Annotated in this window: 22 protein-coding genes and 1 other annotated feature; of the genes, 7 read left to right on the top strand and 15 right to left on the bottom strand. The window is 44.7% G+C overall.

From position 1 onward, the window contains the following. Positions 1-14: 14 nt before the first annotated feature. The 4 genes from prfB to xerD all read right to left on the bottom strand — a co-directional run bounded on the left by prfB (position 15) and on the right by xerD (position 4,840). Positions 15-1,113 (bottom strand): peptide chain release factor 2 gene (gene prfB / locus ACTS60_RS20160; RefSeq protein ID WP_440889713.1). Its coding sequence is split into 2 segments (ribosomal slippage): positions 15-1,037 and positions 1,039-1,113, totalling 1,098 coding nucleotides; the frame shifts between segments, so codons are not numbered across the junction. A 173-nt stretch (positions 1,114-1,286) separates the two neighbouring features. Next, on the bottom strand, positions 1,287-3,026 hold the full coding sequence (gene recJ / locus ACTS60_RS20165) for a single-stranded-DNA-specific exonuclease RecJ (protein WP_440889793.1): 1,740 nt from the start codon (positions 3,024-3,026) through the stop codon (positions 1,287-1,289). 46 nt (positions 3,027-3,072) lie between these two features. Further along, complete coding sequence (gene dsbC / locus ACTS60_RS20170) at positions 3,073-3,861, bottom strand: bifunctional protein-disulfide isomerase/oxidoreductase DsbC (RefSeq protein WP_440889714.1); 789 nt, start codon at positions 3,859-3,861, stop codon at positions 3,073-3,075. 61 nt (positions 3,862-3,922) lie between these two features. Then, positions 3,923-4,840, bottom strand: a complete 918-nt coding sequence (xerD, locus tag ACTS60_RS20175) for a site-specific tyrosine recombinase XerD (protein ID WP_088881314.1) — start codon at positions 4,838-4,840, stop codon at positions 3,923-3,925. 158 nt (positions 4,841-4,998) lie between these two features. On the opposite strand from xerD, the gene fldB reads away from it, so the two are divergent. Further along, positions 4,999-5,517 (top strand): flavodoxin FldB, encoded by a 519-nt coding sequence (fldB, locus tag ACTS60_RS20180; protein ID WP_005447890.1) that lies wholly within the window; start codon positions 4,999-5,001, stop codon positions 5,515-5,517. Between the two features lie 87 nt (positions 5,518-5,604). Here fldB and brnQ read toward each other — a convergent pair whose 3' ends face one another. Next, on the bottom strand, positions 5,605-6,918 hold the full coding sequence (gene brnQ, locus ACTS60_RS20185) for a branched-chain amino acid transport system II carrier protein (RefSeq protein WP_010445961.1): 1,314 nt from the start codon (positions 6,916-6,918) through the stop codon (positions 5,605-5,607). A 329-nt stretch (positions 6,919-7,247) separates the two neighbouring features. Here brnQ and ACTS60_RS20190 point away from each other — a divergent pair, with 329 nt between their 5' ends. Both ACTS60_RS20190 and srmB read left to right on the top strand, forming a co-directional pair. After that, positions 7,248-7,967: a tRNA1(Val) (adenine(37)-N6)-methyltransferase gene (locus tag ACTS60_RS20190; RefSeq protein WP_440889715.1), complete on the top strand. Its 720-nt coding sequence runs from the start codon at positions 7,248-7,250 to the stop codon at positions 7,965-7,967. 107 nt (positions 7,968-8,074) lie between these two features. Then, positions 8,075-9,298 (top strand): ATP-dependent RNA helicase SrmB, encoded by a 1,224-nt coding sequence (gene srmB, locus ACTS60_RS20195; RefSeq protein ID WP_440889716.1) that lies wholly within the window; start codon positions 8,075-8,077, stop codon positions 9,296-9,298. 100 nt (positions 9,299-9,398) lie between these two features. Here srmB and yaaA read toward each other — a convergent pair whose 3' ends face one another. Next, entirely contained in the window at positions 9,399-10,175 is a 777-nt protein-coding gene (gene yaaA, locus ACTS60_RS20200; RefSeq protein ID WP_440889717.1) for a peroxide stress protein YaaA, read from the bottom strand. Between the two features lie 110 nt (positions 10,176-10,285). Next, on the bottom strand, positions 10,286-11,722 hold the full coding sequence (locus ACTS60_RS20205; protein ID WP_440889718.1) for an alanine/glycine:cation symporter family protein: 1,437 nt from the start codon (positions 11,720-11,722) through the stop codon (positions 10,286-10,288). Positions 11,723-12,440: 718 nt separating this feature from the next. Here ACTS60_RS20205 and ACTS60_RS20210 point away from each other — a divergent pair. Further along, entirely contained in the window at positions 12,441-12,626 is a 186-nt protein-coding gene (locus ACTS60_RS20210; RefSeq protein WP_010445950.1) for a DUF3545 family protein, read from the top strand. A gap of 230 nt (positions 12,627-12,856) precedes the next feature. Here ACTS60_RS20210 and ACTS60_RS20215 read toward each other — a convergent pair whose 3' ends face one another. The 3 genes from ACTS60_RS20215 to nfo all read right to left on the bottom strand — a co-directional run bounded on the left by ACTS60_RS20215 (position 12,857) and on the right by nfo (position 15,536). Then, positions 12,857-13,408 carry a hemerythrin domain-containing protein gene (locus ACTS60_RS20215; RefSeq protein WP_010445948.1) on the bottom strand — a complete coding sequence of 184 codons (552 nt, stop codon included), beginning with the start codon at positions 13,406-13,408 and terminating at the stop codon, positions 12,857-12,859. Positions 13,409-13,542: 134 nt separating this feature from the next. Then, positions 13,543-14,223, bottom strand: coding sequence for a uracil-DNA glycosylase (ung, locus tag ACTS60_RS20220; protein ID WP_143691968.1), 681 nt, complete (start codon positions 14,221-14,223; stop codon positions 13,543-13,545). Positions 14,224-14,636: 413 nt separating this feature from the next. Next, the gene (gene nfo, locus ACTS60_RS20225) at positions 14,637-15,536 is read right to left on the bottom strand and encodes a deoxyribonuclease IV (protein ID WP_440889719.1); all 900 of its coding nucleotides are present in this window, start codon (positions 15,534-15,536) and stop codon (positions 14,637-14,639) included. A gap of 327 nt (positions 15,537-15,863) precedes the next feature. Here nfo and grcA point away from each other — a divergent pair, with 327 nt between their 5' ends. Continuing rightward, positions 15,864-16,241 carry an autonomous glycyl radical cofactor GrcA gene (gene grcA, locus ACTS60_RS20230; RefSeq protein WP_010445942.1) on the top strand — a complete coding sequence of 126 codons (378 nt, stop codon included), beginning with the start codon at positions 15,864-15,866 and terminating at the stop codon, positions 16,239-16,241. 245 nt (positions 16,242-16,486) lie between these two features. On the opposite strand, the gene thrC is transcribed toward grcA, so the two are convergent. Genes thrC through thrA form a run of 3 tightly spaced genes read right to left on the bottom strand, consistent with a single transcriptional unit; the run spans position 16,487 to position 21,200 of the window. Continuing rightward, the gene (thrC, locus tag ACTS60_RS20235; RefSeq protein ID WP_440889720.1) at positions 16,487-17,767 is read right to left on the bottom strand and encodes a threonine synthase; all 1,281 of its coding nucleotides are present in this window, start codon (positions 17,765-17,767) and stop codon (positions 16,487-16,489) included. After that, positions 17,764-18,720, bottom strand: a complete 957-nt coding sequence (gene thrB, locus ACTS60_RS20240; protein WP_440889794.1) for a homoserine kinase — start codon at positions 18,718-18,720, stop codon at positions 17,764-17,766. Before thrB ends, thrC begins: the two co-directional genes overlap by 4 nt. A 20-nt stretch (positions 18,721-18,740) precedes the next feature. Continuing rightward, a complete protein-coding gene (gene thrA, locus ACTS60_RS20245; protein WP_440889721.1) occupies positions 18,741-21,200 on the bottom strand; it encodes a bifunctional aspartate kinase/homoserine dehydrogenase I in 2,460 nt (819 codons plus the stop codon). 54 nt (positions 21,201-21,254) lie between these two features. Beyond that, positions 21,255-21,371 (bottom strand) — a sequence feature (Thr leader region). A 443-nt stretch (positions 21,372-21,814) separates the two neighbouring features. Between thrA and ACTS60_RS20250 the strand changes: the two genes are divergently transcribed. Then, positions 21,815-22,285 (top strand): ribonuclease regulator, encoded by a 471-nt coding sequence (locus ACTS60_RS20250; protein ID WP_440889795.1) that lies wholly within the window; start codon positions 21,815-21,817, stop codon positions 22,283-22,285. On the opposite strand, the gene ACTS60_RS20255 is transcribed toward ACTS60_RS20250, so the two are convergent. Both ACTS60_RS20255 and ACTS60_RS20260 read right to left on the bottom strand, forming a co-directional pair. Further along, positions 22,282-22,764 (bottom strand): putative 4-hydroxy-4-methyl-2-oxoglutarate aldolase, encoded by a 483-nt coding sequence (locus ACTS60_RS20255; protein WP_440889722.1) that lies wholly within the window; start codon positions 22,762-22,764, stop codon positions 22,282-22,284. The genes ACTS60_RS20250 and ACTS60_RS20255 overlap by 4 nt on opposite strands. Before the next feature lie 59 nt (positions 22,765-22,823). Then, positions 22,824-23,231, bottom strand: a complete 408-nt coding sequence (locus ACTS60_RS20260) for a DUF3293 domain-containing protein (RefSeq protein WP_440889723.1) — start codon at positions 23,229-23,231, stop codon at positions 22,824-22,826. Positions 23,232-23,589: 358 nt separating this feature from the next. Here ACTS60_RS20260 and arcA point away from each other — a divergent pair, with 358 nt between their 5' ends. After that, the gene (gene arcA / locus ACTS60_RS20265) at positions 23,590-24,306 is read left to right on the top strand and encodes a two-component system response regulator ArcA (RefSeq protein ID WP_010445924.1); all 717 of its coding nucleotides are present in this window, start codon (positions 23,590-23,592) and stop codon (positions 24,304-24,306) included. The last annotated feature ends 10 nt before the right edge of the window (positions 24,307-24,316 follow it).

Consider the following 24,316-nt stretch of genomic DNA (forward strand, 5'->3'; position numbering starts at 1 on the left):
GTCGGTGAAAAGCTTTATAGGCCTGATTTAAGGCTAGCTTCAATAAATTTGTCCAGATCGCCATCAAGAACCGCTTGAGTATTACGGTTTTCAACGCCCGTACGGAGGTCTTTAATGCGTGAGTCATCCAATACGTAAGAACGGATCTGGCTACCCCAGCCAATGTCAGACTTAGCGTCTTCATTAGCTTGTTTTTCCGCGTTTTGCTTCTGCAATTCAAGCTCAAATAGCTTTGCTCGAAGCTGTTTCATTGCCTGATCTTTGTTCTTGTGTTGAGAACGGTCATTCTGACACTGCACCACTGTGTTCGTTGGTACGTGCGTAATACGTACCGCAGATTCTGTGGTGTTTACGTGCTGACCACCTGCGCCTGATGCACGGTAAACGTCAATGCGTAGGTCAGATGGGTTAATGTCGATAGCAATATTTTCATCAATCTCTGGGTAGATAAACGCAGAAGCAAATGATGTATGACGACGGCCGCCTGAATCGAATGGCGATTTACGTACTAAGCGGTGAACACCAGTTTCAGTACGTAGCCAACCGTAAGCGTACTCACCAGAGATTCTTACAGTCGCGCCCTTAAGACCAGCAACCTCACCTTCAGATACTTCAATTACCTCAGCTTTAAAGCCTTTTGCTTCAGCCCAGCGTAGGTACATGCGTAGCATCATGTTGGTCCAGTCTTGTGCCTCAGTACCACCTGAGCCTGCTTGCAAGTCGATGTAGCAATCAGAGCTGTCGTGGTCACCAGAGAACATACGACGGAATTCAAGCTGCTCTAGCTTTTCTTCCAGTTCTGCAAGTTCTGGTTCGATTTCGTCAAACGTTTCTTGATCTTCTTCTTCAACCGCAAGTTCTAGAAGTCCTTCAACGTCCTCTACACCTTGCTCTAGTTGATCAATAGTTTCAACAACCGCTTCAAGAGATGCACGTTCTTTGCCTAATGCTTGTGCACGTTCTGGCTCGTTCCATACATCGGGTTGTTCAAGTTCTGCGTTGACTTCTTCTAGACGCTCTTTCTTAGCGTCATAGTCAAAGGTACCCCCTCAGGACATTCGTGCGCTCAGACACGTCCTGAAGACGGTTTTTAATTGGATTGATTTCAAACATGTTTGCTCAACATTTTAGAATAGAATTTAACCGAGAAATTCTACTCAAAAATGTGACGGAGATACAGGAAAATTTCGGTTGGGAAATCAGATTGCAATTAGAGAGAGCACGGTCATAAAATTTTGATGCCACTTAAGGGCGACCGTACTCTATAGCAAGAGAAAAACGAGGGTTTACTTGGCTTCGATATAGTCAATCATCAGCTGAAGTGATTGATTGCCTCTAAATTCATTCACATCCAACTTATACGCAAGGCGTACTGTTTTTACCGATGCATCCGGCCAACGACGTAAATCAATATTAAAGGCAATTCCGTCGATCATTACATTGGTTGGGTGACCTTTATAAAGCGGTTCTAGCATCAATTTAAGATGTTTCTCTCCCACCAATTTCTGGTGCAGAACTTTGAACTCACCATCAAAGATAGGTTCTGGAAATGCTTGACCAAATGGCCCGCCTGAGCGTAACTGCTCAGCGACATGCATCGAGAATTCTTCCGGTTTCAACTCACCATCAGATAGGATCACACCTTTCAAGGCTGCTTCATCCAGCTCTTTCTTCACCACATCATCGAACAAACGGCTAAAACGCTCAAAATCTTGTTCTTTGATGGTTAAACCTGCCGCCATCGCATGGCCACCAAATTTGATGATTAAACCTGGATTTTGCGTATCAATAAAATCCAATGCATCACGCATATGCAGCCCAGGAATCGAACGGCAAGAGCCTTTAATTGTCCCTTCCCCTCCATCCGCAAAAGCGATGACAGGGCGGTGGTACTTCTCTTTTATTCGCGACGCTAGAATACCTATTACACCTTGGTGCCAGTCTCTTTGAAACAAAGCTAAGCCATAAGGTAGCTCGGTATTCTCACCAAACTGAAGACGTTCACAGAAAGCCATCGCTTCTTGCTTCATGCCTTCTTCTATTTCTTTACGTGTTTGGTTGAGGCCATCCAATTCACTCGCCATTCGGCGTGCAGCATGGATGTTGTTACACATCAGCAGTTCAACACCAAATGACATATCATCCAAACGACCCGCAGCGTTGATACGTGGACCAAGTGCGAAACCAAAATCCGATGCGACTAAACGACGCGCATCGCGTTTCGCCACTTCGATTAATGCTTGAATGCCCGGACGCGCCTTACCCGCACGAATGCGCTGCAAACCTTGGTGTACGAGAATACGGTTGTTTTCATCCAGTGGCACTACGTCAGCCACTGTGCCAAGGGCAACTAAGTCGATCAGCTCCATCAACTTCGGTTCTTGCATACCTTGCTGCGCAAACCAATTCTGTTTGCGCATATACACACACAGCGCCATCATCAGATAGAAAGCCACTCCCACCCCTGCCAACGCTTTCGATGGGAAAGCACAGCTGTCTAGGTTTGGGTTCACCATGGCATCGACGTCTGGGAGCACTTGCCCCGGTAAGTGGTGGTCAGTCACCAGCACGGTAATGCCGTTTTCTTTGGCATAACGAACACCTTCAATCGACGACACACCGTTATCGACTGTCATGATCATTTCAGCACCAAGCTCTAACGCTTGATCCACTACTTCCGGACTCAGGCCATAACCATCTTCAAAGCGGTTTGGCACCAAGTAATCGACGTTATTGCTGCCAAGCATACGCAGTGCAAGTACCGACAAAGCAGAGCTGGTCGCGCCATCAGCATCAAAATCCCCCACAACGATAATGCGCTTTTGCTCATTGACCGCTTGAAAAAGCAGCTCAACCGCTTTATCTATACCACCAAGCTGTTGGTAAGAATGCAAACCACGTGCAGAGGTTTCTAACTGTGCGATATCCGTGATACCACGGTTGAGATAGATACGCTTAAGAATAGAAGGAATGGAATCGGGAAGAAGAGAAAGGTCCGGTTCGGGACGTCGTTGAATTTCTATCATGTTTGAAAAGAGCCAGCGTTGCATGCTAGCTCTGCTCCTTAAAGGATTATTGTTGCTCTAGACGTTTTAGTAATTCTGCCGGTGGAAGGTAACCACCAACTAGCTCACCGTTTGGTAGGAAGATGGCAGGAGTACCAGAAATACCAAGTTCACGACCTAGGTTGTAATGCGCCTGAATGGTTTCTTTACACTGTTTAAGATCTTTAGCTGGATTGTCAAAAGTGCGTTCTACTTTTGCATTGTGCATAGCCGTTTGAGGATCTTCTGCACACCAGATCGTTGCCATTTGCTCAGCAACTGGTCCGGTTGCACCTTGACGAGGGTACGCCATGTAACGAACGGTAATACCTAAGTCGTTGTAACCTTGCATTTGGCTATGGAGACGCACACAGTAACCACAAGTAATGTCCGTAAATACTGTCACAACGTATTTTTCGTTATCCGCTTTGTACTCAATCACACTGTCAGAGAATTTCGCGATTTTCTCAGCGTTCAACGGAGCTTGACGCTCAGCAATCACGTCTTTGTAGCCACCGTTGTTATCAATAGCGTAAAGCGTACCCGCAATAAAATGACTGCCATCGTTTGATGCAAACAGCACACCACCATTAGTTTGAATTTCTAATAATCCAGCAACATCCGATGGCTGGATATCAAGAATAGACACACCCAGTTTAGAGAACTTGGCTTTTAGTGCAGCCTCATCAAAGTTCTGTTTTGCTGCTGGAGCAACTTGTTGTGCAGGAGTTTCCGTTTTTGTCTGACTTTCTTCAGCACCACAAGCGGTTACGAAAAACGGTAAAGTCAGCAGAGTTAGTCGGCGTAATACGCTCATTAAATTCACCTTAAAATAAAATCGTTTCATCCAACGAGACAATAGATAAAACAAACCATCATTATGCTCTTGGGTGGTGTTGACTGTGGATTTGCTTCAATCGCTCAGTCGCCACGTGAGTATAAATTTGCGTGGTCGATAAGTCACTATGCCCCAACAGCATCTGTACGACCCTGAGATCTGCGCCATAGTTCAATAAATGCGTTGCAAAAGCATGGCGCAATACGTGTGGCGACAGTTGGTCGGTATCAATACCCGCTATTACAGCGTAGTACTTAATGCGGTGCCAAAAGGTCTGACGGGTCATTTGTCTAGCACGTTTACTTGGAAAAACCACATCTGAGGTAGTTTCACCCAATAGAGCAGACCGGCCTTGTTGAATAAAAGTTTCAATCCAATCGACCGCATTCTCACCCATAGGTACAAGGCGTTCTTTACCACCTTTACCTGTGACACGTACTACCCCTTGGCGCAAGCTGATGTTTTCCATCGTCAAACTAACCAACTCTGTTACACGTAGTCCTGTCGCGTATAGAAGCTCAAGCATGGCTTTATCACGTAGCTCAACTGGGTCATTCGGATCCGGCGCTTCAAGCAGTGCGTCAACTTGCTCTTCACTAATATCTTTCGGCAGACGTTGCGGCAGCTTCGGACTGACTAACAAAGCACTCGGATCATCACCACGAACTTTCTCACGATGAATGTATTGGAATAAACGACGAATCGCCGACAGCATTCGCGCACGGGATGTCTGTTTGTAGTCCAAATCGACAAGGTAGCTTTGGTACTCTTGCAAGCCAGACAAGCTGATGAAATCGAGACGGTAGCTGTGTTGCCCCATCCACGTGAGCAATTTCATTAAATCATTTCGGTAGGAAGCTAACGTGTTCTCTGATAGGCCACGCTCCATCCACATTGCATCTAAGAATTGTTCAACCAGACCAAAATCTTGTTGATTGACAGGCTGTTGTGCCGTCATGAACGCTTCCTTATCTGTTTATATTTACAGTATTGAGAGTAAGGCAACTGCCCAGCCAATACCATAAAAAAATCATCTCCCGCGGGATATTCGCTGCAATCTTCCCCAATTTATGGTTAGAATCTGCCACAACAGCAACACAAAAAACGACGAATATAATGAAAATCGGACTCTTTTACGGCTCAACAACCTGCTACACCGAAATGGCAGCAGAGAAAATTCGCAACATCATTGGTGAAGACCTTGTCGACATTCACAACGTGAAAGAGACACCGCTGTCACTGATGGCAGATTACGATTTACTGCTGATTGGTATCTCTACTTGGGACTTCGGTGAAATCCAAGAAGACTGGAGCGCAATCTGGGAAGATATTGCAACCACACCGCTAAAAGGCAAAGTCGTAGCTTTATTCGGCTTGGGAGACCAAGAGGGCTATGGCGAGTGGTACCTTGATGCGATGGGTCTACTTCATGACGAGCTCAAAGCAACAGGCGCACAATTCATTGGTTACTGGCCTAACGAAGGTTACGAGTTCGAGGCATCGAAAGCACTAACTGAAGATGGCAGCCAATTTGTTGGCTTGGCATTAGACGAAGATTCTCAGTATGAACTCAGTGATGAACGCATCGAGAAATGGTGTGAGCAAGTGTTAGTGGAGTTTCACGACACGCTATGAGCCAGCACCAACGCTGACAGAGCGACAGACAAACAAAAAGCCCGGCGAATCACTTCACCGGGCTTTTTCTATCTTGCGAGTCAGCAATTATGCCGCTTCTTCAGTCAACTCAGGTTGTGAAGACTTAGCAATAAAGAACATGCAAACAATCGCAGCGAACGTTGGTAGTACCCAACCCATACCCACTTCAAATAGTGGCAGCATGTTGAATGCAGATACATCTAGACCCGCTACTTTCGCTGCATCAATCAATGCAAACAGCAGAGATACAAGCAGTACTGCGCGGTAAGCAACGCGTGGGTTTGGCAGTTTGTTACGAACAAACGTTAGCGCAACCAATGCAACCGCTACTGGGTATAGCGCGAACAGTACAGGAACTGACAATGAGATTAGCTGTGACAGACCAACGTTTGCAATCAGAGCACAAGCGGCGCCGTTAATGATAACCCATTGCTTGTATGTCAGTTTCGTCTTAGAGCTGAAGAAGTCAGAACATGCAGAGATAAGGCCGATCGCCGTCGTCAAACATGCAAGCAGCACGATGATTGAAAGTACAACCTGACCGTAAGGACCAAATAGCGCCTGAACGTATTGGCTCAGTACTGCACCACCGTTGTCTGCACCTGCTGCGATAGTTGAACTCGTCGCACCTAGGTAGAACAACGAGATGTAAACGAACGCCAGACCTGCAGCGGCAATACAGCCAGCACAAATTAGGTATTTCGTCGTTGCCGCACGCTCAGTGATACCTTTGCTACGAAGCGCATCCACCATTAGCATACCGAACATCAACGATGCGAACGTATCCATGGTGTTGTAACCTTCAAGGAAGCCCTTAGTCAGCGGCTGAGTTAAGTACTCGCCGTGTGCGCCCATCATTTCGCCTTGTGGGTCAACGAATACCGCAATCGCAAGAACGATAAGACCAAGGAATAGAACTGGCGTTAGCACTTTACCAATCAAGTCAATCAAGCGACCTTGGAACCAAGCGAAGATCATTGCTACCGCGAAGAACAAGATTGAGAATGACGTTAGATGCGCTTGAGATGCATCTAGGAAGAATGGCTTCACTGCCATCTCGTACGCTACTAGACCTGTACGAGGTGCAGCAAATGCAGGACCGATGATGATGAAAATCAACGCCGCCATCAGAACTGCTGCTTTTTTAGGAAGATCTTGAGTCAAGTGATCCCAAGAGCCGCCTGCCACAGCAATAGCAACGATAGTAATAAGAGGTAGACCTACCGCTGTTAGCAAGAAACCGAACATTGCTGGCATCAGATGATCGCCCGCTAGCTGACCCGCTAGTGGTGGGAAAATGATGTTGCCGGCACCCAAAAAGAACGCAAATAGCATAAAGCCTACTGCGATAATATCTGTTAGTTTTAACGTCTGCTTCACAGATAACCCTTTTTCTAAATTGATGAATGTTGTGTATGCATAGACCACTTTTTTGTATACCCAAAGTTAATGAGTACCTGTGGTTCAATCTATAAATTTCCGCCGCATAATGACGAAGTACCCATCATTTGGCAACCTTTAAGAAAAAAACACCATATTAATTTAGTTAAGGGATTAAAAAGCAGTGGATACCACTACCCTGAAATAATGAGCTAGATATTTATCTCGATCAAATTGAAATACAATTTAATAACCAACAAGATAACAATCTATACAATTAAGAAACAATAGAGAGATTAACTCTAATATTGAGTAAAAATAAAACAATCATGAAGAGTGAAAAATTTCAGACCAAGGACTTCAAGTTCAAGCAGTTTTCGATTCACGGCGGTGAAAGTGGCATGCCTGTCAGTACCGATGGCGTGATGCTTGGCGCTTGGGCAAACTGCTCACCGCAGAGTAAAATTTTGGACATCGGTACAGGTACAGGCTTGCTGGCATTGATGTGCGCACAGCGATTTCCTGCTGTACAGATCACCGCTCTTGATATTGAAATATCGGCAATAGAAGCAGCACAACAAAACTTCACTCAATCTCCTTGGTCAGACAGACTTTATATTCAACACGCCGATGTATTACAGTTTGAACCTACACATCATTTTGAGCACATCATCTGTAACCCGCCTTACTTCAACAGTGGTGAACAATCAAAACAAAGCCAACGTGCAACCGCCCGACACACAGACAGTTTGCAGCACAGCGCATTACTCAAACGCTGTCATGAGCTGCTGACCGAGGAAGGAGCTGCCAGTTTTGTCCTACCAATTACCGAAGGCGAGCAGTTTATTAGTATGGCGCAGCAACACGGATGGCACTTGTCGCGTCTGTGCCGTGTGCAACCATCACAGAAAAAGCCTGTGCACCGTTTACTGTTTGAATTAGCTAAGCAAGCTTGTGATACTCAGGAAACGCACTTGATCATCCACACGGACGAGGGTTATAGCGACGACTTTACTCAGCTAACTCACGAGTTTTACCTTAAGATGTGAAATAACATGTGATCCTTGTCACCAATCACTTTATAATGTGCGACCTTTTTATATTCTATGCTGATTTGGCGAACCATTAACCAAGCTTTGCTTGTGGAGAACTCATTGTGATCAGAACCTTTGCTGAACTTGATCTAGACCAAAACCTACTTGAAGCCATTGAAGAGATGGGCTACGAGCGCCCAACCAAAATTCAGGCAGAAGCGATTCCACAAGCGTTAGATGGTCGTGACATTCTAGCGTCAGCGCCAACTGGTACGGGTAAAACGGCAGCTTTCGTACTGCCTGCGCTGCAATACTTGCAAGATTTCCCTCGCCGTAAACCAGGGCCTGCGCGCATTCTGATTCTTACGCCAACACGTGAGCTAGCAATGCAGATAGCCGATCAAGCCCGTGCACTAGCGAAAAACACCAAGTTGAACATCTTCACCATTACTGGTGGTGTTCAATACCAAGAGCACGCTGATATCCTAGCAACAACACAAGACATCGTCGTAGCAACGCCGGGACGTCTACGTGAATATATCGATGCAGAGCGCTTCGACTGTCGCGCAATTGAATGGCTAGTGCTAGACGAAGCAGACCGCATGCTAGATATGGGCTTTGCCCCAACGGTTGACCGTTTATCTAACGAATGTCGCTGGCGTAAGCAAACCCTTCTGTTCTCTGCAACATTAGAGGGTAAAGGCGTAGAAGGGTTCACTGCAGATCTACTAAACGAGCCAGCAGAAATCGATGCAAAATCACCACTGCGTGAGCGTAAGAAGATTGCACAGTGGTACCACCGTGCTGATGACGCCGAGCATAAACTTGCCCTACTAAAACACATCATCACCGAGCAAGCAGAACGCACTATCGTGTTCCTCAAAACTCGTGAGCGTTTGGCAGAGCTTCGTGCGCAACTAGAGAGCGCACAGATTCCATGTTCTTGGATTCAAGGTGAAATGCCTCAAGATCGCCGCAACAACGCGATTGCCCGCTTCCGTGACGGCACTGTAAACGTACTACTTGCTACCGACGTAGCGGCACGTGGTATCGACCTTCCAGACGTATCACACGTCATCAACTACGATATGCCGCGCACGGCAGACGTATACCTTCACCGTATTGGCCGTACGGCCCGTGCAGGTAAGAAAGGTAACGCGATTTCTATCGTAGAAGCACACGACCAACCAATGATGGATCGCGTAGCACGTTACGTGAAAGAAGACATCAAAGAGCGCTTCGTGAAAGAGATGCGTCCTAAACACAAAAAGCCTGTGTTTAAGAAGAAAAAGAAAAAAGACGACAAGAAGAAAGTAGCGAAAAAGAAAACCGCTAAGAAGAAATAATCGTACGAATTAATTTCTAATAACAAAAGCAAAAGGGTTGGCAGTGCCAACCCTTTTTCATTTCTGTTGATTGAAGCTAACAGCAAAAATCGCTCTTCAATTATTTTTGCTCTTCACGCTTAAAGACCAAGTCTGTAGGTGTCGACTCTTCTTCAACAAAGTAGTAGCCCGCGACATCAAACTTAGTTAAGTCCGCAACGCTTTCAATGCGATTTTCAATAATGTAACGCGCCATCATGCCGCGCGCTTTCTTCGCGTAGAAGCTGATCACCTTGTATTGGCCGTTCTTACAATCTTTAAAGATTGGCGTGATCACTTGAGCATCTAAGTTCTTTGGCTTCACCGCTTTAAAGTACTCATTCGATGCAAGGTTGATAAGTACATTGTCACCCTGGGCTGTAATTGCTTCATTCAGCTTATCGGTGATCACATTACCCCAGAATTGGTAAAGATTAGTGCCCTTATCGTTCGCAAGCTTGGTACCCATTTCAAGACGGTATGGCTGCACCAAATCAAGCGGCTTCAACAGACCATACAAGCCAGAGAGCATACGTAGGTGATCTTGAGCGTAATCGAAATCGGCATCAGAAAGGGTTTCTGCTTCAAGACCGGTGTACACATCGCCTTTAAACGCAAGAATTGCTTGGCGCGCATTTTCTGGGGTGAAGGTTTCACTCCACTCTTGGAAGCGACCTACATTCAAATCTGCAATCTTGTCACTCACTTTCATCAATGATGCTACGTCAGCAGGCGTTAATTTACGGCATACCTCGATCAGCGCTTTTGAGTAGCTTACCAAGTCTGGCTGAGTAAACTTCTCAGTCGCGAGTGGTGATTCGTAATCGAGCGTTTTAGCTGGAGAAACTACGATGAGCATGACTTTTACTTCCCTATTTTTGTTTTCCATTAGGGTACAAAAAAAGCCATGCATTGTCTGCATGGCTTTTTGAATCGTGTTGATAGCTTTCAACGATGATTGACTATTACTTAGTCTTCTTTCTTGGTGTTATACCAAATACCATCTTCTAGTTGTGACTTCAGCTCAGGGAAGTCATTTGCATCAAACGTTGGCACTTTACCTTCGTCTAGCTGACGGTTGTAGTCTTTCGCTAGCTTGATCACAATGCCTGACAACAACAGAATCGCCACCAAGTTAACAATCGCCATCAGCCCCATCGATACATCAGCCAATGACCAAACCACTGGTAGAGACGCCAGCGCACCGAACATTACCATGCCTAGTACAATGATACGAAAGATACCTAGACCCGCTTTGTGGTTGTGCTCTAGGAAGATTAGGTTCGTTTCAGCGTATGAGTAGTTAGCAATGATTGAAGTAAACGCGAAGAAGAAGATCGCGACTGCAACAAAGATGCTGCCCCAATCACCAACTTGTGAGCTCAATGCACGCTGCGTTAGCTCAATACCTGTCACTTCCGTCGCTTGACCTACGTACTCACCTGACATCAAGATGATAGCCACAGTCGCCGAACAGATAACAATCGTGTCCATGAACACGCCTAGCATCTGTACATAACCTTGAGACGCAGGGTGCGGCGGGTAAGGTGTTGCTGATGCTGCTGCGTTTGGCGCAGAACCCATACCTGCTTCGTTCGAGAATAGACCACGTTTGATACCGTTGATCATCGCCTGTGCGATTGCGTAGCCAAGACCACCAGCTGCTGCTTCTTGTAGGCCAAATGCGCTCTTGAAGATAAGCATTAATACGTCTGGTAGTTTCTCTAGGTTAGAGAACATCACAAACAGAGCTAGCAATAGATACGCAAGTGCCATAACTGGAACAATCAGTTCAGCAACTTTCGCGATACGTTTGATACCACCGAAGATAACCACGGCAGACAGAGCAACGACTGCAATACCTACGTAAAGGTCATCCCAGCCAAATGCAGTGCTCATTGCATTTGCAATTGAGTTAGCTTGAACGGCGTTAAATACCAAACCAAAAGCGATGATTAGGAAAATCGAGAACAACACGCCCATCCAGCGCATGCCCAAACCTTTTTCCATGTAGTAAGCAGGACCACCACGGTAGTTACCATCATCATCTTTGGTTTTGTATAGCTGCGCCAGTGTGCTTTCTGCAAATGACGTTGCCATACCAAGCATTGCGATCAACCACATCCAGAAGATTGCACCAGGGCCACCCGCAGTCAATGCAACTGCAACACCCGCCATGTTACCTGTACCTACACGTGCAGCAAGACTAGTACAAAGCGCTTGGAAAGAAGAAATACCAGCTTTGTCTGCTTTACGGCTGTTCTTCAGAACAGAGAACATGTGGCCGAAGTGACGGAATTGGATGAAACCCAATCGAACAGTGAAGTAGATTCCTACACCTACAAGAAGATAAACCAGAATCGAACCCCAAAGGAGATCGTTCATCAAATTGATTAAGTCTGTCATGTGTACCTCAAAGTGAGTTGCGCCAGTTTATGCTTCCAAGCCTTCCACTAGATTGCTTGCTAAGTGTCAAAGTCTGCTTAGCTTTTGGAGTAGTGTTTATGCGCAATCTAGAATCGTAAATATCGCTTCATGCTTCCATTTTACGTACTAGCGTAATTTTTGACGGGCGGATAATGCAGCCTCAAACCTCAAAAATCAATATGAAATTAGTTTTTTATACATGTTATTTTTCACTAGAAAATCACTAAAAGTTAACATAAAAGGGAAATTTAAAACCCACAAACAGCAACATACAGACAACCAACAATTAACAACAAAAGGCAATGCAAACATAATGGTATGGCAGACTGTTAATTTCAAATCAAGCTAGTGATATCAAGGCATTCAATAAAACTTTCTCTGCAATGCCAACCTGACTGGTTATATTTTAGCCGATACAATTTTATGCAACTAATCCGAGGTTTAATTTCTTCGATTAAGTAACGAGAATTAACATCCTCTTCCCTTTCATTTAATCGTTTTCTTGAGATCGATCGCTCACTTTATAAGCACCTAACCCCTAGTCAAAGTGTGATTTTGTGGGGATTTTTAAACGAAACTGTCATGTTACCGACACAAATGCGAAATGAATCATAGTTATCTTCAAAGCTATTGTGGTACTTAAAAAACTCCACAAAGGACTGGCAATAACAGTTTATTTAAAAAGGTAAGGTGGCTTATGGAAGGCTTTCAACTAGACAACATCTTTGATCTGGAAACTACCTCAACAACTAAATCACGCTCAAAACCATTGAAACGTAAATGGCGTGAAATTGAAGCAATGAACGATAGACGCAACTTACTTAAGGAGCTGCGTGAACTCGATGTCTGCAACGACATCACTTTGGATGACATCAAATTATAATTTACACAAAAGGCACCTCGATGGTGCCTTTTGTCTATTATAGATACTGCAAGAAATGGGGGATTTTTATGCTGATTTCACTAGCATAACTCCCATTCTTACCTGTTGAGAATTTCTATCCATTTTCACTCATATTTATAGCGAATCAATTTCCAACAAATTCTCATAAGATAAGAAAATGACAAAACAAACCACGTAAACGCAATCGTTTACCTTGTCATCTTCACGCTTTAGACGAACTCAGCGTCATTATGACGCACTCTTTCGGCGAGCTGTTTGTAGCGATCAGCGATAGTATTGCCAAACACAGGATCATCTTCATTTTCCTGCCATTGGCTTTCGACATTTAGCCAATCTTCTGAAGTAAACAACTCTTCAATCAGTGGTAGAACTTGGCGCTCTTCCATTTCCAAATGGCGTTTCTGACTGGTAATGAAATCCTCGAGTTGCTGGGTAAACATCTCCTGGGGTACAACAGCATCTTGCAGAATCATCTCTACAATGCCAGCAAACTGTTTGGTCTTTTTAGATAACTCTTGATGTTCTAACTCTAGATTTTCAATCGTCTTAAAATGACCATAGTGCTCTAGAAAGTAATGGTAGAGGATATCTTCTTTGGGGTGATGAACCTTTTCAGAGTGATTAGAGAGGTAATCCACGATCTCACTCACCAACGCATAGTTAATAGCGCGTTCTTGCTTAATCTCATTCAATTTATGGCGCAATATTGCCAATAAACGGACCATATAGCCGTGTTCGCGTCGAATTCTCTCGATCATCATAGCGTCTCTCCTTAACACTTACTTTTAATAAGTGTATATGAGAAACCAGCGACCAGCCTCGACGGTGTTCAAAAAAACAGCGAACGTGGTGTCACGATCGCTGTACTGTTATGTCTCGGATAAGATGTCGATACTTACACCGTCATCGGCAAATGCCAATTAATCGCTTCTTTGCCTTGTTGGACAAGGATTTGGTTTGCTTGCGAGAATGGCTTGCTACCAAAGAAACCACGGTGTGCAGATAATGGTGACGGGTGCGGAGCGGTCAATACATGATGCTTATTGCGGTCGATAAAGCGACCTTTTTTCTGCGCATGGGCCCCCCATAACAGGAACACAACACCTTGTTGATGCTGGTTAATGGCCTCAATCACGCGGTCAGTAAAGGTTTCCCAGCCGGTTTTCGAATGTGAGTGTGCTTTGCCCTGCTCTACTGTCAACACTGTATTGAGTAGCAACACCCCTTGTTCAGCCCAGCTTTGTAGAAAGCCATGTTGAGGAATTTGAAAACCTTCGATGTCTTGCGCCAACTCTTTGTACATATTCACCAAAGATGGTGGCGTTTTAATACCAGGCAACACAGAGAAGCACAAACCATGTGCTTGGTTTGGACCATGGTAAGGGTCTTGCCCTAGAATCACTACCTTAACGTCATTGAATTCAGTAAAACGGAATGCGTTAAACACGTCTTTGGCTGGCGGATAGATGGCTTTGCCTGCTGCTCGCTCTGCGTCAACAAAATTCAAAGTGTCGACAAAGTAGCTCTGCTGTTTTTCTTCGCCGATCACATCGTGCCAAGTGGGTAACTGATTCATGGAAAGTTCCTGTCCTAAAGTTTCCCTCTATTCTAACGAGCGAAACCCAAACAAACAAAAACTTACCACCAGCACCAAGTTGAGACGGCTCCTCAAACGCTGATTCGCAGACAACTGGCATGAACCCGTGCTGGTTTGACTAAACCAAAATCACGAGTAGTAATGACGCTAATTACGCTAATTACGCTGCGGCGTTCGAAAATGCCCTTGTCCAGTGATATGGCGATTTGGCGTTGGTAAACGTAATACACGTCGAGAGTGTGTCACTGGGGTAAAGGAAACTGGTCGAGACATAATGTCATCCTCCTAACTCAATCGCCCACATACAACATTGAATTTAGGCGTTTAAAACAAATACGCAATAACGCGATTAGTTTTAATCAAGAAAGAAGGATGCCAACTTTACTATTCCGTTAGAAATTCGCCATTTCTTCAATGTGGAATCGGCGTAAGGTGTCGATTTCTTGCTGCCAGATATCAGGATCAATTGTTTCTAAAATCAGAGGGATACCATCAAGTCGAGGATCTTTTGCGATGTACTCAAAACAGCTCCAACCGATCTCGCCTTTACCTAATGAATGATGGCGGTCAACCTTGCTAGCGAATTCAACCTTTGAATCATTTAGATGCATTGCTCTTAAATAGTGCATGCCGACAATGCGGTCGAACTCAGCAAAGGTGCGCTCACAATCTTCTTTAGTACGTAAATCGTAACCCGCCGTAAACGTGTGGCAAGTATCGAGACACACGCCAACGCGTTCTTTGTCTTCCACTTGCTCGATGATTTCAGCTAGATGCTCAAACTTCCAGCCTAAGTTCGTTCCTTGACCAGCAGTATTCTCAATTACAGCAATCACATTCGGCACGGCTTTGTGCGCAAGATTGATCGACTCAGCGATCGTTGCCAAACATTCTTGCTCGGACACTTTCTTTAAGTGACTGCCTGGGTGGAAGTTGAGTAGCGTTAACCCCAATTGATTGCAACGCTCCATCTCATCAATAAATGCAGCGCGGGATTTATTCAGCTTTTCTTCTTCTGGGGCGCCCAAGTTAATCAGATAGGAGTCATGGGGCAGAATGTGCTCCGCGCCAAAGCCAAGCATTTTGCAGTTTGCTTTGAATGCGCTGATGGTTTTCTCTTCGAGTGGCTTAGCGACCCATTGACGTTGATTCTTAGTAAAAAGGGCAAACGCATTTGCACCAATCTCACGAGCACGAAGAGGTGCTTGATCTACTCCGCCCGCCGCCGACACGTGAGCACCAATAAACTTGTTTCCAAACTTGTTTCCAAACTTGTTTTTCATGTTTGTCATTTAATCACTTTAGACTTTCAATATGGCTACCTAAATACAGGCAGTTGCGTTAAGCAGGTTAAGTTTTAAACTCATTTTGTAGTAAATTTACAACAAAAATGACTTTTAAATATTTTTTATATTATCAAATAAATTGTAACTAGTATGTTTTCAAACGTTTTATTGATTTAACTCAACAAAATCACCTTCAAAAATTTAAGGTTTTTAGTTGTTTTTTGACCTAAATCAATATTAAAATAATGGATATTGGCTATATAATACCTAGCTCAACAAAAATTCGAAAATTAACACCAATAATCACCACGTTAAGTGGTCTAGGAGATAGTGATGATCCAAGGTATCCAAATTACTAAAGCAGCTAACGACGAACTACTAAACTCTATCTGGCTACTAGATAGCGAGAAGAATGAAGCGCGTTGTGTTGCAGCAGCATCAACTTACGAAGCAGACCAAGTTATCGCAATCAGCGACCTAGGTGAATACGAAAGCCGTGAAGTAGCAATCGAAGCGGCACCTCGCATCGAAGGCGGCCAACACCTAAACGTGAACGTTCTTAAGCGTGAAACTCTAGAAGACGCAGTTGCACACCCAGAGAACTACCCACAGCTAACTATCCGTGTTTCTGGTTACGCAGTACGTTTCAACTCGCTAACTCCAGAACAGCAACGTGACGTAATCGCTCGTACTTTTACTGAGTCTCTATAATCAGTAAACTAGCTTGCTAGAATTTAAAAAGCTTGGTCAGCAATGACCAAGCTTTTTTTTATTTCCGGATCCTGCTCGATCTTTCCAAAAACAGAGCATTACCTTTCGCCAATGCACGCGTCTCTTCCCGTCTCATGTTCGCTTAATCTTATTTGGCCTCAATCATAAAGAGAGTCAAATCTTACCGGCAATAAAAAAGGTGAATGATCGCTCATTCACCTTTCAGCTATTTCTGTTTTTGATACTTACTGCACGCGGCGCAGTACTTGTTTCAATGCATCAAAGTCTGCATCTAGATCTTCCGATAGCAGTTCCATCTCAGCGTGCTTCGCTAGTGGTGCAGGAAGGTCGATATCAGATTGCAAGATGTCATCAACCACTTCTTTGAACTTCGCAGGGTGCGCAGTACATAGGAATAGGCCGGTTTCGCCTTCTTGCAGTTGCTCTTCAAGAACGCGGTAAGCAATCGCACCATGCGGTTCACATAAGTAGCCAAGTGCGTACAGGTCTTTAACTGACTGTGCACTTTGCTGGTCAGAAACCGCACCTTTGCCTAGCGTCTCTAAGCCCCACTCTTTCACGCGGCATAGCTCTTCGATACGAGGCCAGTTGTTTGGTTGACTCACGTCCATTGCGTTCGACGTGGTTGCTACCGTCGGTTTTGGCTCCCACTTACCTGTTTCGAGGTAACGTGGCACGGTGTCATTAGCGTTAGTTGCAGCGATAAAGCGTTTGATAGGCAGACCCAACGCTTTTGCCAGTAGACCTGCAGTTAGGTTACCGAAATTACCACTTGGTACTGATACCACTAGGTTTTCACGCTCTTGCTTGCTCATTTGCGCGGCTGCTTCAAAGTAGTAACAGATTTGCGCCATCAAACGGCTGATGTTGATTGAGTTTGCAGAGTTCAGACCAATCTCTTCACGTAGTGCAGAATCATCGAAAGCTTGCTTAACCAGTGCCTGACACGCATCGAAGTCGCCATCAATCGCTACCGTGTGAATGTTCTTACCAAGCGTACAGAATAGCTTCTCTTGCAGCGGGCTGATCTTGCCTTTCGGGTAAAGGATCACAACGTTGATGTCTTCCATACCGTAAAAAGCGTGCGCAACGGCTGCGCCAGTATCGCCAGAAGTTGCAGTCAGAATGGTGATCTTGCCACCGTCCGAAACGGCTGCCAGTGATTGCGCCATAAAGCGGCCACCAAAGTCTTTAAACGCGAGCGTTGGACCGTGGAAAAGTTCCAGTGCGTAAACACCACCTTTGACTTGGTTAATTGGTGCTGGGAATTGGAATGCAGCGTCAACCAATGCGTTAACCTGCTCTTCCGCTAGTTCATCACCGATCAACGCCGATAAAATCTTAGTACTACGGGAGACAAAATCTTCTTCCAGTAGCGCATCAACGTCTTCAAATTTTGGTAATTCCGATGGGAAAAATAGACCTTGGTTACGGCCTAATCCTTGGCGAACGGCTTGGCCAAAGGAAACTTGTTCATCATTTTCTTTTATATTGTAAAGCTTCATAGCTCACTTCCTGTTACTTTCGAACCCTGCTTATCTAGACGACAAACGTGGACGAATCCTTCTTCATTTTGTACGTAGTTCTGTTCTAACCAGCGAGCAACTCGCTCAGCGACATCTTTCTCTTTGCAAATACTGAACAGTGTCGGCCCACTGCCAGAAATACCGGTTGCCAATGCACCCGCAGACGCTGCGTATTGACGTGCATTTGCAAACCCTGGAAGCAGTTTCTCACGATACGGTTCTGCGATCACGTCTTTGATCATTTTTGCAGCAAGTTCTGGCTGACCAGAATGACACGCATGGATAAAGCCTGCAAGATGACGGCCATGAGCAATGATATCTTGTCGGCGGTATTGAGATGGTAGGATCTCACGCGCTTCTGCTGTTGATACTTTAATGCCCGGATACGCCATTACCCAGTACCAATCATCAAAGCAAGGCACTTCTTGACTGATAATCCCAAGCTCTTCCAACATTAACTGCACGCCACCAAGGTAACATGGCGCGACGTTATCGTAGTGAATGCCACCAGAGATCTTACCTTCCATCTCTCCCATCAGCGCAAGCAACTCTGTCTCGTTAAGCGGCTGACCATGGAATCGGTTTAATGCATCTAATGCGGCAACGATAGAACAAGCACTCGAGCCCAAACCAGAGCCGATCGGCATGTTCTTCTCTAGCGTCATTTCAAGTGGTTTTAGTGCGACGCCTTTTTTGTCTAGCTCACGAGCAAACACCACCCAACAATCGTAAACGATGTTCTCTTTTGGCTCAGTTGGTAGCTTCTCCACGAAGTCACCAGCCGTCTTTAGACTGAACGGCTCAGCCCCAGATTTAACCAATACTCGGTCACCCAATAGAGTGCCATCAACTGGGGACACCGCCGCCCCCAGAACATCAAAACCAACGCTTACATTACCAATTGATGCTGGGGCATAAACCACTACATCCATATCACTTGAACTCATTGTTGTTATACCCCTAGTTTCCAACCTAAAGTACGCATCACATCCGAGAATACGCCAGCTGCTGTTACCTCTGTACCGGCACCGTAACCACGTAATACTAGTGGAATTGGCTGGTAGTAACGACTGTAAAATGCCAGTGCGTTTTCACCATCTTTGATCTTAAACATCGGGTCATTTTCATCCACCGCGGCAATGCTTACTTTACATTTGCCATCGATGATTTCACCAACATAGCGCAACACTTTGCCTTCTTCTGCCGCTTTAGCCGACAGCTCTTTAAAGTAAGCATCAGCTTCCGGTAGACGCGCCATAAACTCATCAACGCTGCCTGAATCGTCAAAGCCTGGTGGCAGAGCTTGATCAACCACAACGTCTTCTAGCTCTAATGACATACCGGCTTCACGCGCAAGGATCAGAAGTTTGCGCGCCACATCCATACCGGATAGATCATCACGAGGATCCGGTTCAGTAAAGCCATTTTGCTTGGCGATGTTCGTCGCTTCACTTAGGCTCATACCTTCATCTAACTTACCGAAGATGTAAGACAAAGAACCGGAAAGGATACCGCTGAAACGCTCCAGTTCATCACCAGCAGCAATAAGGTTCTGTAGGTTTTCGATCACTGGTAGGCCAGCACCTACGGTTGTTTCGTACAACAGCTTACGACGAGAACTACGTGCCACACCACGAAGTTGGTGGTAGTACGCCATGCTTGCCGTGTTAGCTTTTTTATTTGGCGTTACGACGTGGAAACCTGCTGCTAGGAAGTCTGCGTATTGATTGGCAATAGCTTCACTTGACGTACAGTCAACCAACACTGGGTTGATGATATGGTTACGCTGAACCAAAGAAATCAAGCGCGCTAGGCTAAACTCTTCTGTCGATGCCGACATGCGATCACGCCAATGTTCTAGCGGGAGGCCCTCGCTATCGAGTAGAAGACCTTTGCTGTTTGCCAAGCCACATACGCGAATCACGATACCTTTTTGAGCTAGCTTCGCTTGCTGGCGTTCAATCTGATCCACCAGTTCACCACCAACACCGCCCACACCGACAACAAATACGTCTAGGAAGTGCTTCGAGTTAAATAGGTTCTCATGACACGCTTTAATCGCTTCAGAGATTTTATCTTCAGGAATTACAGCGGAAATAGCACGCTCAGAGGAACCCTGTGCGATTGCTACGATATTAACGTTCACTTCAGCAAGAGAAGAGAAGAAGCGAGAAGCGACACCGCGTGACGTACGCATACCATCACCAACGAGAGTGACGATAGATACATTATCGATAAAGTCTACGGGTTCAAGTAGGCCATCTTTCAGCTCAAGTTCAAATTCATCAGCTAATACTTGTTGGGCTTGCGCTTTATCTTGCGCTTCGATACAGAAGCTGATGCTGTACTCAGAAGAAGACTGAGTGATAAGTACGATAGAGACACCCGCTGATGACATTGCGCCGAATACTCGGCTTGCCATGCCTACCATACCTTTCATGCCAGGGCCTGATACGTTGACCATTGTCAGATCGTTTAGCGTCGTAATGCCTTTGATCGCTAGGTTGTCCTCACCTGTATCTTGGCCAATCAGTGTACCTGCACCTTGAGGATTAAAGCTGTTTTTGATTAAGCAAGGAATATGGAACTGCGCGATTGGCGCGATGGTTTTCGGATGCAGAACGGAAGCACCGAAGTAAGAAAGCTCCATTGCTTCTTGGTAGCTAAGTGACTTAAGCAGGCGAGCATCTTCGACTAGGCGAGGATCACAGTTGTAGACACCGTCCACATCTGTCCAGATTTCACAGCAATCGGCGCGTAAACATGCTGCAAGAACCGCTGCTGAGTAGTCAGAGCCATTACGACCTAACGTAACCAGTTCACCTTTTTCATTACCCGCGGTGAAACCTGGCATGATACTTACATGGCCTTGAGGAAGAGGGTTTTGACGGAAGTTTTGCGTAGAGACTTCAACATCGACCATCGCTTCTAGGTGATCACCTTTCGCGTACAGATACTCAACTGGATCGATAAGATGTGCTGGTTGGCCTTTCGCTTCTAATACCGCTTTCATCAGCTGAATCGAAACACGCTCACCTTTACTGATGATGCGTGCATTGACGTTGTTTGGGCACATACCAAGAAGATTGATGCCATGAACGAACTGGCGAAGTTGAGACAGTGAAGTTTTAACTTGGTTATCAAATCCGGCACCATCGATGTTTGGCAATACATCTTGGATCTCTGTAAACAATGCTTTGAACGATGCTTCCAACTCATTGATTTGTAGTTCTGCTTCGCCATTGCGAAGTGCGCCTTCAATCACCGCAACCAGCTTATTCGTCGTTTTACCTGGTGCTGAAAGTACCACTGCGACTTCTTCTTGTTGTGCATTATTGGCGATGATATCCGCCGCTCTTAAAAAGCGATCTGCATCCGCTAATGATGAGCCGCCAAACTTTAATACTCGCATCCCTTCCTCCGATGTATCTTTCTAGATCTGTCTAAATTCTGTATAAAAAAAGCATAAAAAAAGGCCTGTATCTTGTTGGATACAGGCCTTCTTTGTGAATTTCTTTCGCTCAGCAGCCTGCCCCAACATGTGTCGTGTCGGTAATAATAATGGTGGTGGTCATTACTACTTGGCTGTGAGATGTCATAAATAAATATTCAACGATAATAATGTGTTTGCTTAACTCTACGTTTACCGAGTTTCTTAACTAGAGTCAACAAAAAAGTTGTATATTTTACGTTCTAGGTTGAAAAGTTGTGTTGATTAAAATGTCAGAAAATACTTTTATAACAAAGATTTGAACAGCTCCGCAAAACAGGCAAAAAACTATCTTTATACTATTAGATCCCAAGAATTAGATCTTATGAGTTTGTGCAAGAAGATCCATTTCTAGGGCAACGTTGATCAAAATACTGTCAAGGCAGCATTTTAGTTCACAATAGCTTAACTATGAACAAAGCTTACATGATCAAAATATCAGCAAAATTAATGAGCCAGCTTTCATAATATGTGCTTTAATAATTTGAAAGCCGTTGGCAATACTAATAACGATTTAATTACAAGGAGTGGTAATGATGAAAGCCCTATTCTGCCTACTTGCCCTTGTATTGCCTGCGATCTCTCTAGCCAACCCTTTGCCACCTCTTCCTGGTAAAACGGCTCCTTCTCCTCATAAACTCTTCATTTCCAGTGAAAGTTATCAAAATGATAGTTTTGATGTTTGGAATATCGATGGCGGCTATGCGTATGAACTGCTTGATTCTGTCGATCTTTATGTCGGTGCTCGCGTCAACAATTCACCGACTAAAAATCAAAGTGGTTTTCTAAGTGGTATTAGCTACCAGTATAATGACCGCGTTACACTAAAAAGCACAGTCCGCTCCTACAAAGCAGAAAGTTCTGACGGCATCAAAGAAGAAGACAGTAGCCTTGCTGCCGAGGTCTCAAGTCGCGTTAAGATAACGGACAATCTCGATATTCATGCCACGCTGGACTATCAAGATTGGCAACAAGGCTTTGAAGTCGGATTAGGATTCCGCTTTTAGAAATTTAGCGCTTCTTTCGAAATCAATACACCATTCCAGTCTGCATATACATAGTGCTTGGGCTGTACTATCTGATTTTGCATCGTCAGTGTCACATTAACGTCTCCCATACCGCGTTTCTCGGTTTTAAATGGGCACGTTCCTAAAGCTTGAATACCAATATCCATTTGAGACATCTGGGCTACATCACGGACGGCACCGTAGACAATAATCCCTTCCCAACCATTTTCGATGCCAAGAATAGCCAACTGATCGCCAAGCAGCGCTTTTTGGCATGATCCGTGACCATCAACGATCAACACTTTTCCCGTACCATCTTCACTTAATACTTCTCTAACTTTAGAGTTATCGTGATAGCAGCGTACGGTGACGATTTCACCATGAAAAGCGGTACGTTGACCAAAATTCTGCAGTGGTAAGCTCAATAGCGTTACCTGCTCTTCAAACTGATCACAAATATCTGGTGTTATGTCTCTCATATTTCCTCCGTGAATTTTCTTACCCAAGAGCGAGAGCATCTTAAGTAAGTATTATCCTTTTACACGAGCTTATCGCTTATTTCTCCGAGTATTTGACGAGTTTCTTCTCCTACACAAGAGATTAATTGCAGTTCACCATCCACCACATAATAAATTGCGTTTTGCTTAAAAATTTTAGCAAGAGCTATCGCCTTTTGTGGTTTTATTTCTACAGCATAGCTTTCTTCAAACCATTGAAAGCCTTTGTCGCCGACAGTGACTGAAACATATTTCATTCCCTTTAGGCGCTGTTCTAGTTCGTGATTACTTATGCAGTTCTCTTTGTTTGACCGCAATTTACTGTAGGGGTTCCAAGCAGTTATGACAGCATACTGATGTGCGCTCCATTCTTGTTCAAACCTAAAGTATGAATCTGAATAAGCATGCCATAACGCCGCGTCTATGTTCGTATTACTTTTTTCTATCATATCTCTTAAACGATTAATAACGGTTACATTTCATCAATTGATGTAAATCAACAAACTGAATGGAATTAACATTTGAGCATTGTTAGCATGCTGTTAACAATATAAAATTCGCTCCATATCTTAGGGTGTTTACGTTTCAGGCCCGTAAAGCTTGGATTTGAAAGGTAAACAAACCCTATAGAATAAAGTCGCCATTGGACACTGGTGAGTTGGCAAGATTCCAAGGAGGGCGGATAACTGAAAGAAGTGTTTTTTTGATCAACTTGTTTTATTATCAAAATCACATTACCTGTATGTTATATTTTTGCCTAGAATTTATTCTATTAGCACAATTTTGTCACAAATTTAGGTACCGCCAATGCAAACCCCGCAGATTCTTATCGTTGAAGATGAGCAAGTAACTCGTAACACTCTTAAGAGTATTTTTGAAGCAGAGGGATACGCTGTTTTCGAAGCCAGCGACGGTGAAGAGATGCACCAAGTGTTGTCTGAAAACTCAATCAACTTGGTAATCATGGATATTAATCTTCCAGGTAAGAACGGCCTACTGCTAGCTCGTGAACTACGTGAGCAAGCAAACATCGCGCTAATGTTCTTAACTGGTCGTGACAATGAAGTAGACAAGATCCTAGGTCTTGAAATCGGCGCTGATGATTACATCACTAAGCCTTTCAACCCACGTGAACTGACTATCCGTGCACGTAACCTACTAAGCCGTTCAATGAGCACTAATGCTGTTCAAGAAGAAAAGCGTTCAGTAGAAAAATACGTGTTCAACGGTTGGGTACTAGACATCAACAGCCGCTCACTAGTGAGCCCAGCTGGTGAAGGTTACAAGCTACCTCGCTCAGAGTTCCGTGCACTACTTCACTTCTGTGAAAACCCAGGCAAGATCCAGACTCGTGCAGATCTACTGAAGAAAATGACTGGCCGTGAGCTTAAGCCACACGACCGTACTGTAGACGTAACCATCCGTCGCATTCGTAAGCATTTTGAGTCAGTATCAGGTACGCCTGAAATCATCGCGACTATTCACGGTGAAGGCTACCGCTTCTGTGGCGACCTAGAAGACTAATCGCTGCAAT

Origin of the sequence: Vibrio sp. WZ-1, from assembly GCF_052037695.1 — a bacterium.
Classification (GTDB): Bacteria; Pseudomonadota; Gammaproteobacteria; order Enterobacterales; family Vibrionaceae; genus Vibrio.

Bases quoted from the DNA above. Each gene is read 5' to 3' on its own strand.
- ACTS60_RS20205 (WP_440889718.1), bottom strand. From the start codon at position 11,722: ATGACAGACTTAATCAATTTGATGAACGATCTCCTTTGGGGTTCGATT.
- thrB (WP_440889794.1), bottom strand. From the start codon at position 18,720: ATGGATGTAGTGGTTTATGCCCCAGCATCAATTGGTAATGTAAGCGTT.
- dsbC (WP_440889714.1), bottom strand. From the start codon at position 3,861: ATGAGCGTATTACGCCGACTAACTCTGCTGACTTTACCGTTTTTCGTA.
- ACTS60_RS20250 (WP_440889795.1), top strand. From the start codon at position 21,815: ATGAAAGCCCTATTCTGCCTACTTGCCCTTGTATTGCCTGCGATCTCT.
- ung (WP_143691968.1), bottom strand. From the start codon at position 14,223: ATGAATCAGTTACCCACTTGGCACGATGTGATCGGCGAAGAAAAACAG.
- fldB (WP_005447890.1), top strand. From the start codon at position 4,999: ATGAAAATCGGACTCTTTTACGGCTCAACAACCTGCTACACCGAAATG.
- ACTS60_RS20190 (WP_440889715.1), top strand. From the start codon at position 7,248: ATGAAGAGTGAAAAATTTCAGACCAAGGACTTCAAGTTCAAGCAGTTT.
- ACTS60_RS20260 (WP_440889723.1), bottom strand. From the start codon at position 23,231: ATGATAGAAAAAAGTAATACGAACATAGACGCGGCGTTATGGCATGCT.
- arcA (WP_010445924.1), top strand. From the start codon at position 23,590: ATGCAAACCCCGCAGATTCTTATCGTTGAAGATGAGCAAGTAACTCGT.
- ACTS60_RS20255 (WP_440889722.1), bottom strand. From the start codon at position 22,764: ATGAGAGACATAACACCAGATATTTGTGATCAGTTTGAAGAGCAGGTA.
- grcA (WP_010445942.1), top strand. From the start codon at position 15,864: ATGATCCAAGGTATCCAAATTACTAAAGCAGCTAACGACGAACTACTA.
- nfo (WP_440889719.1), bottom strand. From the start codon at position 15,536: ATGACAAACATGAAAAACAAGTTTGGAAACAAGTTTGGAAACAAGTTT.
- thrA (WP_440889721.1), bottom strand. From the start codon at position 21,200: ATGCGAGTATTAAAGTTTGGCGGCTCATCATTAGCGGATGCAGATCGC.
- yaaA (WP_440889717.1), bottom strand. From the start codon at position 10,175: ATGCTCATCGTAGTTTCTCCAGCTAAAACGCTCGATTACGAATCACCA.
- ACTS60_RS20210 (WP_010445950.1), top strand. From the start codon at position 12,441: ATGGAAGGCTTTCAACTAGACAACATCTTTGATCTGGAAACTACCTCA.
- xerD (WP_088881314.1), bottom strand. From the start codon at position 4,840: ATGACGGCACAACAGCCTGTCAATCAACAAGATTTTGGTCTGGTTGAA.
- ACTS60_RS20215 (WP_010445948.1), bottom strand. From the start codon at position 13,408: ATGATGATCGAGAGAATTCGACGCGAACACGGCTATATGGTCCGTTTA.
- recJ (WP_440889793.1), bottom strand. From the start codon at position 3,026: ATGATAGAAATTCAACGACGTCCCGAACCGGACCTTTCTCTTCTTCCC.
- thrC (WP_440889720.1), bottom strand. From the start codon at position 17,767: ATGAAGCTTTACAATATAAAAGAAAATGATGAACAAGTTTCCTTTGGC.